Here is a 14,391-nt window from a genome sequence, read left to right as displayed (position 1 = left end):
CGCCGCCCATCGCGCCCGTCCGCCGTGGGCTCAGGCCGTGATGACCACGAAGACGGCCGTCCCCACGGCCACGGCGAGCGTGCCCAGCCAGGCGATGATCACGTCCACATGGACGTCCTGCGGGCCGCCCTCCCGGACCGCCCGCTCGGCGCGCCAGTAGCGCACGCTGGTACGCGCGAGGAGGACCGCCCCGCACAGCGCGACGAGCACGAACGGGAGCGCCCCGATGCCGTCGCCGGACTGCCGCGCCGCGGCGCCCGCCGCGCCGAGCCCGCCCGCCGCCAGTGCCAGGGCCGTGCGCATCCATGCCAGCAGCGTGCGCTCGACGTACAGGCCGGGACGCTCCCCCCCGCCGTCCTCACCGGGCACCGCGCTCACCCGGCCACGAGGATGAGGACGAGCGCCAGCACGGCCACCGCCGCGACCCCGTACCCGAACACGGGGGCCAACGTGAGGCTGGGCAGCGGCGCCTCGCGCCGCAGGGCGCGCTGCACGCCCCGCCAACGGGGATAGGCCAGGGCCGCCGCCAGCGCCGCCAGCATCACGAGCACGACCGCGAGCCCGACCCGCACCCAGGGCACGAAGACGCCCTTCGGCACGACCGCCATGGCCAGGCCGCCGGCGCTGAGCGCGAGCGAGGTGCTGAGCCAGGTCAGGAACGTACGCTCGTTGGCGAGCGTGAACCTCGGGTCCGGCTCCTTTCCTTCCACGTCCATAGAAAAAAGGGTAGTTTATGCCCTTTTCCCCTAGAGTAGTTGGGTTTTAGCCAATATCACGTGCATTCCTGGGCGATCGTGTTCACCGTCCGCGCGGTGTCGGTCGCCACCTTCTGGGCCGCGTCCACGGCCGCGTTGGCGTCGTCGATGTTCAGCTTCTTGAAGGTGTCCGCCAGGTCCTGGAGGGCCTCGTTGAGCGTGGTGTTGCCCGCCTTGTCCGCCACGCCCTCCAGCTTGACGGCGCCGTCCCGCAGGGCCTGCTCCATCGCCTTGGGGTCGTCCACCAGACCGCTGATCTTGGCGGCGGTGTCCGCGAGCACCCGGTTGGCCTCGATGCAGGCCTGGGCCTTGTCGACGGTGCTGCACCCCGTCGTCAGCACGGTGAATCCGACGGCCGCGGCCGCGGCCAGGGGGAGGAGTCGCATGCGTTCGACCCTAACCGAATTCCCCTAGAACTGGCCGTTCGCGAAATACTCCGCCAGATCGCCGGCCAGAGGCGGCACGTCCAGCGGCACCGAACCGCCACGCAGCGACTCGGTCGCGCCCAGCGCGGCGGCGACGCTGTCCCTGGCCGCCACCGGCGAGGTGTCCGTCGCGCCGCCCGCGCGCGCGAACCGGACGAACTCATCGACCAGTTCCTCGTCCGCCCCGCCGTGCCCGCCCTCCCCCGCGACGACCGGCACGGTCAGGTCGCCCTCGGGATCGTAGGCGCGGCGGCCCGCGTTCCACACGCGCACGACCGCGCCCGCCCCGAGGTCGCCGAAGTTCTCCAGCCTGCCCTCGGTGCCGATGACGGTGTAGTTGCGCCAGTAGTCGGGGGTGTAGTGGCACTGCTGGTAACTGGCGTAGACGCCGTTCTCCAGGAGCATGTGCATCATCGATAGGTCCTCGACGTCCACCACCGGGTTCAGGCCCTTCTGCGCCAGCGGGGGCCAGTTGCGCGCCGGGTCGTACCAGTCCTGCGGCAGGCCGGGGGCGCGGTCGGTGATCTCGCCGTAGACGGTGAGGCCGCCCATGCCGGTCACCCGCGCCGTGCGGGACCCGGCCAGCCAGTGGATCACGTCGATGTCGTGGGCGCCCTTCTGCAGCAGCAGGCCCCCGGTGTTGCGCCGGTCGGCGTGCCAGTCCTTGAAGTAGTAGTCGCCGCCGTCCCCGACGAAGTGGCGGCACCAGACGGCCTTCACCTCGCCGATCGCGCCCTCGGCGACGAGCCGCCGCATCACGCGCACCACCGGCATGTGCCGCATGTTGTGGCCCACGTACAGCCGGGCCCGCCGCTCGTAGGCGGTGCGCAGCACCCGGTCGCAGTCCTCCAGGGTGACGGCGAGCGGCTTCTCGACGAAGGTCGCCTTGCCCGCCTCCAGCGCCCGCACGGCGAGCCCGGCGTGCGTGTGGTCGGGGGTCAGGATCATGACGGCGTCGATGCCGGGTTCCAGCAGGTCGGCGAAGTCGCCGGTGAGGCGCACCGGGCCGAGCGCGCGCCGCGCGGCCTCCCGGCCGGCCTCGCCGGTGTCGCAGACGGCCACGACCCGGCTGCCGCGTCCGGGCCGGTGCGCCTCGACGGCCACCGGCCCGCGCAGGCCGAACCCCGCGACGCCGATCCGCAGATCCTCGCCCTCCACCGCTTCCCGCGCCATGATGCCTCCTGCCGGTTTATGCCGGTTTATCGACACAAATAGGCACTTTAGGGCAGATCGCGGCTACTCGCGGGCCAGCGTCGCCTCCTCGTAGTCCAGCTCCCGGGTCACCCGGCGCAGCACCTCGTCGTCGATGCGCCGCTCGTCGCGCATGCGCACCAGCACCGAGCGCTCCGCCTCCAGCATGGCCCGCCGCAGCCTCTTGTACAGCGCGCTGGGGGTCTCCTCGCCCTCCGGGCCCGTGCCGCCGCCGAGCCGCTCCCAGGCGCCCATCGCGCGGCGCTCGGCGTGCGTGCGCAGACGGTCGACCACGTCGGCGTGCGTCTCCAGCACGCCCTCCCTGGTCAGCTCCTCCAGCCGGGCGAGCGCCGCCCCCGCCGCGGCCTGCTGCGCCGCCGCCTCCGAGAGGTTGTCCCGGAAGACCTCCGCCTCGCTGGTGACGCGCAGCTTCTTGATCAGCCAGGGGAACGACAGCCCCTGCACCAGCAGCGTGCCGATGACGACGACGAAGGTCAGGAAGAGGATCAGGTCGCGGCCGGGGAAGTCCGCCGGGAGCGTGAACGCCGCGGCCAGGGACACCACCCCGCGCATGCCCGCCCAGCCGATCACCATGATGTGCGAGGCGGGCGGCCGTTCCTCCCGGGCGCGGATCTTGGCGGACAGCATGCGCGGCAGGTGGGTTCCGGCGAACACCCAGATCACGCGGGCCACGATCGCCGCGGCGAACACCGCCAGGGCGTAACCCGCCACGCGCACGGGATCCTGCCCGGCCAGGCCGCGCAGGATCAGGGGGAGCTGGAGGCCGATGAGCAGGAAGACGACGGTCTCCAGCAGGAAGTCGACCACCTTCCACACCGCGTACGACACCACCCGCGTGCCGTACGTCGTGCGGTTCATGCGATGGCCCAGGTAGACGCCCACCACCACCACCGACAGCACCCCGGACGCGTGCGCCGCCTCGGCCGCGAGGTAGGACCCGAACGGGATCAGCAGCGAGATCGCATTCGTGATCAGCGGATCGCGCACGACGTTCATCAGCTTGCCGAAGGCGAACGCCAGCACCAGGCCGATGGCCAGCCCCACGCCCGCCGCGTACAGGAGCTGGCCCGCCGCGGTCACCAGCGTGAAGCCCACCCCGCCCACGACCAGACCGGCCCCGCCCGCCGCCCCGGCCGCGACCCGGAAGGCCGTCAGCGCGGTGGCGTCGTTGAACAGGCTCTCCCCCACCAGGATCGTGATGATCTTGCGGGGCAGGCCGAGCCTGCGGGCCACCGCGATGGCGGCGACCGCGTCGGGCGGCGCCACGATCGCGCCCAGGGCGAAGGCCGCGGCCAGCGGCAGGCCGGGCACCAGGAGGTGGGTCAGCAGGCCGATGACCGCGGCGCTGAACAGCACGAGCCCGATCGACAGCAGCGCCACCGGGCGGCGCACGTCGCGCAGCCGCAGGTAGGAGCTGTCCAGAGAGGCCGAGTACAGCAGGGGCGGCAGGAACCCGAACAGGACGAGCTCGGGGTCCAGTTCGTACTCGGGGGCGCCGGGCACCTGTGCCGCGATCAGGCCGACCACCAGGCCGGCGGAGACGAGCAGCAACGGGACCGACCAACCTCGCCATCGTGCGAATCCGGCCACCGCCACCGCACCGGCGGGCAGCAGCACGAGCTGCAACACCGTCGTGAGATCCATGATCAGTAGAATAAGTGGTCAAGCGCGGCAAAGCAGCTTGTCATCAGGGCGACGGCCTCGTACGTGCAGTGCGCCGCCCCCGTCCCCGCACCGCCTTCCCATGGCCGGACGCCCGACACCGGCCGTTGCGCGACCGTTCCCACGGCCCCCACGGGAGGCGGCGGCCGTGGCACGTCTGTCAGGGGGTGCGCGTCACCACTCGCGGCCCTTCTCCTCCGGGTAGCCGCGCCCGGCCTCGTCCGGGTGCGGACGGCCCTCGGGGCGCGCGCGCTCGCCGGTGGTGTTCACCGCGTCCGGCACGTACGGGCGCGACAGCCGCGGGTCGGTGGAGTCCATCGGCTGCGGGGCGATCGACCCCAGCCCGAGGGGGTCGGCGGGGTCCACGGCCGTCTGGCCCTGGCGGTGGTTGCCCCAGCCGTACTCCTCGGCGTCCCCGGCCTGGTGGCCGGCGGGCGGCGCGCCGAAGGGCAGGGAGTCGTTGACGATCAGGTTCTCCCGGGGCACGACGTCACCCGGGTCGGCCCCGTACCGCGCGCCGCCGTACTCGGACGGCGGAGGGAACTCGGCCGTGCCGCCGTAGCCCGGGCGGCCCGAATAGTCCAGCGGCGGCGTGGCGGCGAACGGGTCCTGCGGGTCGGCGGGCGCCCGGCCGTAGCCGTACTCGCCCGTCGCGCCATGGTCGCTCGGGCCGTAGCCGCCGGGGCCGTGCTCCTCGCGCGGCGGGTACCCGCCCGCGTCCTCCCGTGGGGCGTACCCGCCGGGAGCGGCGTAGTCGCCACGGGGGCCCTCCGCCGGCGCGGCCAGGCGTTCGGCGTCGAAGCTGTACCCGCTGGGGGGCGTGTAGTCGGGATTGACGCCGGGGTCGGCGGGGCCGCCGTGCTCGGCGCCAGGAGCGCCGTACTGCGAGGGCGCCGGATAGTCGGGCCCGGCGCCGTACGCGGGGGCCTGGTCCCGCGGGCCGCCGTACTGCGCCGGATCGGACGGGTGGTCGGCCACGCCACGGTAGTCGGGCACGCCGCCGTACTGCGGCGCCCGGCCGTACTCACCGCCACCCGGCTCGGCGCCCCCCTGGTACCCGGCGCCGTACTCGGGAGCGCCGGCGGGCGGCTCGGACGGGGAGCCGTAGACCGGGCGCGGGCCGTAGTCCTCCTGGGCGGGGCCGGCCGCGCGGCCGTACTCCGGGGACCGGCCGTACTCGGAGACCGGGTCGTAGTCGGGCGCGGCGCCGCGTCCCGGGGCGGAATCGTATTCGGGGGCGCGGTCGTATCCGGGCGGCCGGTCGTACTCAGGGGCGCGGTCGTACTCAGGGGCGCGGTCGTAGTCGACGCCCCGGCCGTACTCGGAGGTCCGGTCGTAGTCGGAGGCGCGGTCGTACTCAGGGGACGCCGCGGCGTAGTCGGAGGGCGGCTGGTAGTCGGTGGCGGCGCGGCGGCCGGGACGCTCGCCGTACTCGCCGCGGGCGGCGTACTCGGCGGCGCCGGGCGGGACGGCCTGCGCGCCGGTGCTGGGCATCGGCATGGCGCCCGGGTACTCGGCCGGGGCGGGCGGCGCCTGCGGCGGCACGTGCGCGGGGGCCCGCGACGGCCCCCTGCCCTCGGGGGCGAACTCGGCCGCGCGCTCCTCGCGGGGAGCGGCGTCGGCCGGGCGCGGGCCGGAGGCGACCAGCTTGTCGGCGGCGGGCACGGAGCCCCGGGCCACCAGGACGTCCTTGGGACCGTGCGCGGGGACCTGGCCCTCGGCCGCCCTGCCGTACGCCGGGTCGTGACCGTGGTCGTCCTCGCCCGCGTAGCCGTCGGCGTAGTGCTCGGAGTACCGGTCGTCGGCGTGGTCGGGGTCGTCGTGGTCGCCGGGGTACTGCAGCGCCTGCGTGTACTCGCCGTGCTCGTCCTCGCCGCGCGCGGGGCTCGCGTACTGCCCGGTGCCCGGATATTCGGGGTACTCGGCGTACTCGCCCTCGTCGGCGTAGTCGCCGTGGTCGCCCTCGTGCCCGTGGCCCCCGTCGGCGTACTCGCCGCCCGCCTCGGCGTACCCCTCTTCCAGGGTGTCGAGCAGGCGGCCTACGTCCTCCATCGGCATGCGGAAACTGGCGGTGCACATCTCGCCTCGCCAGAGGCTGAGAACCAGCGTGCCGTCGTGCCAGGTGACCCGGAGGACGCGCTCCTGGCCCCGGGCGTCGAAGAACACCTCACCGAACGATGGCAGTGGGACAACTTCCGACATGGCAGACATCGTGCTTTAACCAGCCTTTATTCGTCCACTCAACCTCAGAAAACCCTACCGAACCGTCTACGCCAGCGACATGGCCGACCCCTTCGACCACTCGCGGCACACGAGCCCCGGAACGGGCAGGGGCGGGTGGCAGATCGTCGTTGACCCCCCGGAACCGATGCCGCAAGTCTGCCACGCGAAGCGCCGTCCGGGTTCCGGAATGCCGAGATGCACCCGGAACGCACCGCGGGCCGTCCAGCGCCCCCGGCACGGCGACCCCTCCGGGACGGGTAGCGTTGCGTGTCGTGCTCGACGACTCCCTGGACCCCACCGCAGAAGCCCTCGACACCCGCGATGGGTTCCCCGGCGACCTCACCGGCGAGCTCTCCGGTGAGTTCTCCGGCGAGGAGGACGACGCGCCCGGCGAGGAAGAGGAGCTGCCCTCGGTCGAGCAACTGCTCGGCGCCGCGGTGGCGGGGGTGGGCGGGGCCGAGCGTCCCGGCCAGGTGAAGATGGCGCAGGCCGTCCGGCACGCCATCGACAACGACGAGCACCTCGCCGTCCAGGCCGGCACGGGCACCGGCAAGTCGCTGGCGTATCTCGTGCCCGCGCTGCGGCACGCCATCGAGTCCGACAGCGCCGTGGTCGTCTCCACCGCCACCATCGCCCTCCAGCGTCAGCTCGTCGATCGCGACCTGCCCCGGCTCGCCGAGGCCCTCGCCGACTATCTACCCCATGAGCCACAGTTCGCCATCCTCAAGGGAAGGCGAAACTATCTCTGCCGCTACAAGGTCACCGCGGTCTGGCCCGACGAGGAGGAGGACCAGCTCTTCGACCCGCGCGAGGTCAGCGCCACCGGGCGCATGGTCCAGCGCATCCAGGAATGGGCCGAGCAGACCGAGACCGGCGACCGCGACGAGCTCGTGCCGGGCGTCAACGAACAGGCGTGGCGGCAGTTCTCCGTCAGCGCCCGTGAGTGCCTGGGCGCCCAGCGCTGCCCGAGCGGGGCCGAGTGCTTCGCCGAGCGCGCCCGCGAGCGCGCCGGCCAGGTGGACGTCGTCGTGACCAACCACGCCCTGCTGGCCATCGACGCCATGGAGGAGTTCGCCGTGCTGCCCGACCACGACGTGGTCGTGGTGGACGAGGCGCACGAGCTGGTCGACCGGGTCACGAGCGTGGTCACCGACGAGCTGTCGGAGACATCGGTCACGGCGGCCGTGCGCCGGGTCGGGCGGCTGATCGAGCAGGCCGTGGCCGACCGGCTCCAGGAGGCGGGCGAGGACCTGAAGGCGCTGCTCGCCGTCGCGCCGCCCGGCCGCGTCGACCAGCTCCCCCAGGTGCTCGGGGTGACGCTGGCGCTGGTGCGGGACGCCGCGGCGGCGTGCCTGACCGCCATGGGCGGGCGCGGCGGGGAGTCCTGGGGCGGCGGCAAGAACGACGACCCCGAGAAGGCCGGGCAGCGCAAGGCCGCGTTCACGGCGCTGGACGAGGTCCACGACACGGCCGTGCGCATCCTGGAGGCGTTCGGCGGCGACTCCGAGGTCGACCGGGCCGAGGTGGTGTGGCTGGACGGGGCGACCGACCGCCGCCCGCCCGTGCTGCGGGTCGCGCCGCTGAGCGTGGGCGGCATGCTGCGCGACAAGCTCTTCGCCGACCGCACCGTGGTCCTCACCAGCGCCACGCTGGCCCTCGGCGGCACCTTCGACGGCATGGCGCGCCAGTGGGGCCTCGGCCCGGCCCGCGGCGAGGGCGCCCCGGACGACAAGCGCAAGCCGTGGACCGGCATGGACGTGGGCTCGCCGTTCGACCACGCCCGCAGCGGCATCCTCTACGTCGCCAAGCACCTCCCCCAGCCCGGGCGCGACGGCCTGCCGAAGGAGTACCTGGACGAGATCGCCGAGCTGATCGAGGCCGCGGGCGGGCGCACGCTCGGCCTGTTCTCCTCGATGCGCGCCGCCAAGGCCGCGACGGAGGCGCTGCGCGAGCGCCTCGCCACGCCGCTGCTGTGCCAGGGCGACGACTCCACCTCCCTGCTGGTCAAGCAGTTCGCCGAGGATCCCGCGACCTGCCTGTTCGGCACGCTGTCGCTGTGGCAGGGCGTGGACGTGCCGGGCCCGTCGCTGAGCCTGGTGATCATCGACAGGGTGCCGTTCCCCCGCCCGGACGACCCGCTGGCCTCGGCCCGGCAGCGGCACGTCGCCGCCAAGGGCGGCAACGGCTTCATGGCGGTGGCCGCGACCCACGCGGCGCTGCTGCTGGCCCAGGGGGCCGGGCGGCTGCTGCGCAGCCAGGGGGACAAGGGGGTGGTGGCCGTGCTGGACCCGCGCCTGGTGACGGCGCGCTACGGGAGCTTCCTGCTCGACTCGCTGCCGCCGTTCTGGACCACGACGGACCCGCAGAAGGTGCGCGCCGCTCTGCGGCGCCTCACCGCGCCCGCCTCGTAGCCGAACCCGCCGGGCGCCCGTGACACCCCCCTTGTAGCCCGCCCGCGCGGGCTACTCCGGGATGCGGGCCATCATCCGTTCCATGCCGTTGACCCAGTTGTCGCGCAGGGCGCCGGTCGCCCCGGGCAGGTCGCCGGCCTGAAGCAGCTCGGCGATGCGGCGGTGCTCGGCCGCCTCGCGCTCGAGGGGAGCGTCGTCCCCGGCGAGCAGGTGGGCGTACCTGCGCATGCCCGCCTTGACGCTGGTGATCAGGTCGAGCAGGCGCTCGTTGGGGCAGCCGCTGAGCAGCAGATCGTGCCACTCGTCGTCGTGGCGCTCGATGACCTGCTGCTCGGCCACCGCGTCGGGGAAGTCGCGCGCCATGCGCAGCAGTTCGGGGGCGATGGCACGCAGGTGGGCGGCGTCGGAGGTCTCCAGCGCGAGAGCCTCCAGCGCGGCCACGATCGCGCACAGCTCGCGGAACTCCTTGCGGCTCACCGGCGCGAATCGGAACCCCCGCCCCTGGTTGCTCTCCAGGACCCCTTCGCCCGCGAGCGTGATCAGCGCCTCGCGCAGCGGGGTGCGGCTGACGCCGAGCTCGGTGGCGAGCGCGGCCTCGTTGACGTCGGTGCCCGCGGCGAAGTGGCCTCGATCGAGCCTGAGCAGCAGTTCCTCTCTGATCTGCTCCCTCAGCGGACGCCGCTCGATCGGCATGGCTCTCCTCCCCGACGACCTGAGTGATCTTTACCGAATCTTACCCGTTGACGGCACTCAAAATAATGCACTATGAATTCTGAACACAAAATATTACTGATGCGGCCCGACCGGAACTGGGCTTCCGGTCATGTCAGGAGGAGCGTGTGCTGACCCGGGTGCCGGGCCTGCTGTTCGGCGGCGACTACAACCCCGAGCAGTGGCCCGAGGAGGTGTGGGCCGAGGACGTGCGGCTGATGAGGGAGGCCGGGATCAACCTGGTCACGGTCGCGGTGTTCTCGTGGTCGCGCCTGGAACCGCGCCGGGGCGCCTACGACTTCGGCTGGCTGGACCGCGTGCTCGGCCTGCTGCACGCCGAGGGCGTCGCCGCCGACCTGGCCACCGCCACCGCCACCCCGCCCCCCTGGCTCGTGCGCGAGCATCCGGAGGTCATGCCGGTGGACGCGGGGGGCACCCGGCTGGAGTTCGGCTCACGCCAGGGCTACTGCCCGAGCTCACCGGTCTGGCGCGAGCACACCGTGCGCCTGGCCCGCGCGATGGCCACCCGCTACGGCGGCCACCCGGCGCTCGCGATGTGGCACGTCGGCAACGAGTACGCCGACCACACCCTCGAATGCTTCTGCCCGGTCTCGGCCGCGCACTTCCGCCGCTGGCTCGCCGCCCGGTACGGCGACGCCGACGGGCTCAACGCGGCGTGGGGCACCTCCTGCTGGGGCCAGCACTACACGAGCCTGGACCAGGTGGAGCCGCCCCGCCGCGCCCCGGGCCCGCTCAACCCCGCCCAGACGCTCGACTGGCGGCGCTTCTGCTCCGACGCGCTGCTGGAGTGCTTCGCGCTGGAGCGGGACGCGCTGCGCGAGATCACCCCCGAGGTGCCGGTCACCACCAACTTCATGAGCCTCCTGCACGGGCTCGACTACTGGAAGTGGGCCGCCGAGGAGGACCTGGTCAGCGACGACGCCTACCCCGACCCTGCCGATCCCGGCGCGCACGTGGCGACCGCGCTCAGCTACGACCTGATGCGCTCGCTGAAGAACCGGCCCTGGCTGCTGCTGGAGTCGGCCCCCTCGGCGGTCTCCTGGCGCGAGGTCAACGCGCCGAAACCGCCGGGCGTGATGCGCCTGCACAGCCTGCAGGCCGTGGCGCACGGCTCGGACGGGGCGATGTTCTTCCAGTGGCGCCAGGCGAAGTACGGCCCGGAGAAGTTCCACTCGGCGCTGCTCCCCCACGGCGGCACCGAGACGCGCACCTGGCGGGAGACGGTGCGCCTCGGCCGCGACCTGCGGGCGCTCGGCGAGGTCGCCGGGAGCGCCACGACCGCCGAGGTGGCGCTCGTGCTCGGCTGGGACTCCTGGTGGGGGCTCCAGGCGCCGGAGTCGATGCCGTCCAACCGGCTCGACCTGAAGAAGATGCTGCTCGCCTGGTACGCGCCGCTGCACGCCGCCGGGATCGCCGTGGACCTGGTCCCGCCCGGCCGCGACCTGTCCGGCTACCGGCTGGTCATCGCCCCGAACCTCTACCTGTGCACCGAGGAGCAGGCCGCCGCGCTCGCCGCGGCCCCCGGGCGGCTGGTCGTCGGCCCGTTCAGCGGGGTGGTGGACGCCGCCGACCAGGTCCACGCGGGCGGCGCGCCCGGCCCGCTGCGCGACCTGCTCGGCGTGGCGGTGGAGGAGTTCTGGCCACTGCCGGACGGCGCGCGCCAGGAGGTCGTCCTGCACGGCGGGGAGCGCGCGACCGCGTCCACGTGGGCCGAGTGGATCACCCCGCTGGACGCCGAGCCCCTGGCCCGCTACGCCGGCGGCGACCTGGACGGCCGGCCCGCGGTCGTGCGCCGGGGCCGGGCCACCTACGTGAGCTGCCTGCTGGACGACGTGACGCCCGTGCTGCGCGCCGAGCTGGCGGCGGCCGGGGTGCGGCCCGTGGCCGAGGTCCCGCCCGGCGTCGAGGCCGCCCGCCGGGGCCGCCACCTGTTCCTGCTGAACCACACGACCTCCCCGGCCGCGCTCACCCTGCCCGCGCCGGGCACCGACCTGCTCACCGGACGGCCCCTGCGCGGCGAGATCACCCTCGCCGCGCGCGACGCCGTCGTGCTGAGGATCGAAGGAGACCAGTGACCCACCCATACATCCCGAACGCCGAGCCGGGCGTGCGGGCGGAGATGCTGGCGGCGATCGGCGCCGCGCGCGTCGAGGACTTCTACGCCGACATCCCGCCCGAGCTGCGCCTGGACCGCCCGCTCGACCTGCCCGAGCCGTTCGTGGCCGAGCACGACCTGGTGCGCCACATGCGCTCCCTGCTCGGCCGTGACACCGGCACGGAGGAGGCGCTCAGCTTCCTCGGCCACGGCTGCTACCCGCACCACGTGCCCGCCGTCTGCGACGAGGTCAACTCGCGGGGCGAGTTCCTCACCGCCTACGCGGGCGAGCCGTACGAGGACCACGGCCGCTTCCAGGCGCTGTTCGAGTACGTCAGCATGATGGGCGAGCTGCTGGAGATGGACGTCGTCAACGTCCCGACCTACGACGGCTTCCAGGCGGCGGGCACCGCGCTGCGCATGGCCTGCCGCCACACCGGCCGCGCCAAGGTGCTGGTCAGCGGCGCGGTCGCGGCCGACAAGCTCAGCAAGCTGCGCGACTTCCTGGCCCCGGACATCGAGATCGTCGCGGCCCCGGTGGGCCCCGGCGGCGAGATGGGCGAGGTCGTCCTGGACGACACGTTCGCCGCGATCTACCTGGAGACCCCGAACGTCTACGGCGTGGTGGAGACCCGGGGCCGCGAGCTGGCCGAGCTGGCCCACGCGCACGGCGCGCTGCTGGTCGTGAGCGCCGACCCGATCTCGCTCGGGGTGCTGGCCCCGCCGGCCGCCTACGGCGCCGACATCGCCTGCGGCGACATCCAGTCGCTCGGCGTCCACCAGAACCACGGCGGCGGCCAGGCGGGGTACATCGCCACGCACGACGACGAGCCGCTGGTCGCCCAGTTCCCCTCGCGCCTGTTCGGCATCGCGCCGACCACGGTGCCCGGCGAGTACGGCTTCGGCGACGTGTTCTACGAGCGCACCTCCTTCGCCCTGCGCGAGGAGGGCAAGGAGTGGGTGGGCACGGCCGCCGCCCTGTGGGGCATCACCGCCGGGGTCTACCTGGCCCTCATGGGGCCGCAGGGCATGCGGGAGGTGGGCGAGACGATCCTGGCCCGCACCCGGTACGCGATGGACGCGCTGGCCGGCGCGGGACTGCGGGTCCTGCACGACGGGGCCGTGCACTTCCGGGAGTTCGCGGTCGAGGTCGACGACGCGGCCGCGCTCCTGGACCGGCTGCGCGCGCAGGGGATCTACGGGGGCGTGCCGCTGGACGACCGGACGATCCTCGTCTGCGTCACCGAGCGGCACTCGATCGCCGACATCGACAGGCTGGCCGCGGCCGTGGCGTCCGCCCGGCGCGCCGACGACGAGGGAGGCCGGCGATGAGCGGGCACGCCGCGGAACCGTTCGCCAAGCTGCCGGTGGGGCCGAAGCCGCCGCTGCGCCGCTTCCACCAGGCCCGCTGGGACGAGCCGATCATCTTCGAGCAGTCGCGGCCCGGGCAGCGGGGCATCGCGGTGCCCGGGCCCGGCGCGCCCGCCGTGGAGCTGCCGGACTCGGTGCGGCGGGCCGCGCCGCCCGCGCTGCCGGAGATGTCGCAGCTGCACGTGCTGCGGCACTACGTGCGGCTGTCGCAGGAGAGCCTGGGCGTGGACCTCAACGTCGACGTGGGCCAGGGCACCTGCACGATGAAGTACAGCCCCAAGGTCAACGACTCCTTCGCCAGGGCGGTGGCCGAGCTGCACCCGCTGCAGCACCCCGACACCCTCCAGGGCGTGCTGGAGATCTACTGGCGGCTGGAGCGCATGCTGGCGGAGATCTCCGGCATGGCGCGGGTCTCGCTGCAGCCCGGCTCGGGGTCGGCCGCGATCTACGCCAACATCGCGATGATCCGCGCCTACCACGCCGCCCGCGGCGAGGAGCACCGCGACCAGGTGATCACCACGATGTTCTCCCACCCGTCCAACGCCGCGTGCGCCAAGACGGCCGGGTACGAGGTCATCACGCTGATGCCGGACGCCGACGGCTACCCCGACATCAAGGCGCTGCGCGCCGCCGTGGGCCCGCGCACGGCCGCGCTGCTGATCACCAACCCCGAGGACACCGGCATCTTCAACCCGCGGATCGCGGAGTTCGTCGAGCTGGTCCACCAGGCGGGCGGGCTGGCGTGCTACGACCAGGCCAACGCCAACGGCATCCTCGGCATCACGCGGGCCCGCGACGCCGGGTTCGACCTGTGCCACTTCAACCTGCACAAGACCTTCTCCACCCCGCACGCGTGCGGCGGCCCGGCGGCGGGGGCGTGCGGGGTGTCGGAGGCGCTGGCGGAGTTCCTGCCCGGCCCGGTGGTCGCCGAGCAGGACGGGAGGTTCTCGCTGGTCACGCCGCCGCGCTCGATCGGCAAGATCCGCCCGTTCCTCGGCGTGACCCCGAACGTCGTGCGCGCCTACGCCTGGATCATGACGCTCGGCGCCGAGGGGCTGCGCCAGGTCGCCGAGACCGCGGCGCTGAACAACAACTACCTGATGCACAAGGTGCTCCAGATACCGGGCGCGTCGGCCCCCTGGGACCGGCGCCGCATCGAGCAGGTCCGCTACTCCTGGCAGGAGCTGTCGGAGGAGACGGGCGTCCACTCCGAGGAGATCGGCGTGCGGGCCGCGGACTTCGGGGTCCACTACTGGACCAGCCACCACCCCTACCTGGTGCCCGAGCCGTTCACGCTGGAGCCCACCGAGTCCTACTCCAAGGAGGACCTGGACGAGTACGCGGCGATCCTGGCGCACGTGGCCTCCGAGGCCCGCACCGATCCGGAGCTGGTCAAGGGCGCCCCGTACAACAGCCCGATCCACAAGATCGACCCCACGCCGCTGGACGACCCCCGGCAGTGGGCGCCCACCTGGCGCGCCTACGTCCGCAAGCACCTGGCCTGA

Annotated in this window: 11 protein-coding genes; 4 read left to right on the top strand and 7 right to left on the bottom strand. The window is 73.6% G+C overall.

Annotation, left to right across the window (positions count from 1 at the left end):
* Positions 1-30: 30 nt before the first annotated feature.
* The 6 genes from BJ981_RS31235 to BJ981_RS31210 form a co-directional block, all read right to left on the bottom strand.
* Entirely contained in the window at positions 31-378 is a 348-nt protein-coding gene (locus tag BJ981_RS31235) for a DUF202 domain-containing protein (protein ID WP_239139257.1), read from the bottom strand.
* Positions 375-716 (bottom strand): YidH family protein, encoded by a 342-nt coding sequence (locus tag BJ981_RS31230; protein ID WP_184616981.1) that lies wholly within the window; start codon positions 714-716, stop codon positions 375-377. The genes BJ981_RS31235 and BJ981_RS31230 overlap by 4 nt, the downstream gene beginning before the upstream one ends.
* Before the next feature lie 56 nt (positions 717-772).
* Positions 773-1,141: a DUF8711 family protein gene (locus tag BJ981_RS31225; RefSeq protein WP_184616980.1), complete on the bottom strand. Its 369-nt coding sequence runs from the start codon at positions 1,139-1,141 to the stop codon at positions 773-775.
* Between the two features lie 24 nt (positions 1,142-1,165).
* Positions 1,166-2,353: a Gfo/Idh/MocA family protein gene (locus tag BJ981_RS31220; protein WP_184616979.1), complete on the bottom strand. Its 1,188-nt coding sequence runs from the start codon at positions 2,351-2,353 to the stop codon at positions 1,166-1,168.
* Positions 2,354-2,416: 63 nt separating this feature from the next.
* Entirely contained in the window at positions 2,417-4,036 is a 1,620-nt protein-coding gene (locus BJ981_RS31215) for a Na+/H+ antiporter (protein ID WP_184616978.1), read from the bottom strand.
* A 192-nt stretch (positions 4,037-4,228) separates the two neighbouring features.
* On the bottom strand, positions 4,229-6,256 hold the full coding sequence (locus BJ981_RS31210) for a hypothetical protein (RefSeq protein ID WP_184616977.1): 2,028 nt from the start codon (positions 6,254-6,256) through the stop codon (positions 4,229-4,231).
* A gap of 425 nt (positions 6,257-6,681) precedes the next feature.
* On the opposite strand from BJ981_RS31210, the gene BJ981_RS31205 reads away from it, so the two are divergent.
* On the top strand, positions 6,682-8,688 hold the full coding sequence (locus BJ981_RS31205; protein WP_184617694.1) for an ATP-dependent DNA helicase: 2,007 nt from the start codon (positions 6,682-6,684) through the stop codon (positions 8,686-8,688).
* Between the two features lie 51 nt (positions 8,689-8,739).
* Here the strand turns inward: BJ981_RS31205 and BJ981_RS31200 are convergent, their stop codons facing one another.
* The gene (locus BJ981_RS31200) at positions 8,740-9,381 is read right to left on the bottom strand and encodes a GntR family transcriptional regulator (RefSeq protein ID WP_184616976.1); all 642 of its coding nucleotides are present in this window, start codon (positions 9,379-9,381) and stop codon (positions 8,740-8,742) included.
* Positions 9,382-9,527: 146 nt separating this feature from the next.
* Between BJ981_RS31200 and BJ981_RS31195 the strand changes: the two genes are divergently transcribed.
* Genes BJ981_RS31195 through gcvPB form a run of 3 tightly spaced genes read left to right on the top strand, consistent with a single transcriptional unit; the run spans position 9,528 to position 14,391 of the window.
* A complete protein-coding gene (locus BJ981_RS31195) occupies positions 9,528-11,495 on the top strand; it encodes a beta-galactosidase (RefSeq protein WP_239139258.1) in 1,968 nt (655 codons plus the stop codon).
* Positions 11,492-12,847 carry an aminomethyl-transferring glycine dehydrogenase subunit GcvPA gene (gene gcvPA / locus BJ981_RS31190; RefSeq protein ID WP_184616975.1) on the top strand — a complete coding sequence of 452 codons (1,356 nt, stop codon included), beginning with the start codon at positions 11,492-11,494 and terminating at the stop codon, positions 12,845-12,847. The genes BJ981_RS31195 and gcvPA overlap by 4 nt, the downstream gene beginning before the upstream one ends.
* A complete protein-coding gene (gene gcvPB / locus BJ981_RS31185; RefSeq protein WP_184616974.1) occupies positions 12,844-14,391 on the top strand; it encodes an aminomethyl-transferring glycine dehydrogenase subunit GcvPB in 1,548 nt (515 codons plus the stop codon). The genes gcvPA and gcvPB overlap by 4 nt, the downstream gene beginning before the upstream one ends.

This window comes from Sphaerisporangium krabiense (assembly GCF_014200435.1).
Taxonomy (GTDB): domain Bacteria; phylum Actinomycetota; class Actinomycetes; order Streptosporangiales; family Streptosporangiaceae; genus Sphaerisporangium; species Sphaerisporangium krabiense.
The sequence above is the reverse complement of the archived record's forward strand: the minus strand, read 5'-3'. Positions and strand labels throughout refer to the sequence as shown.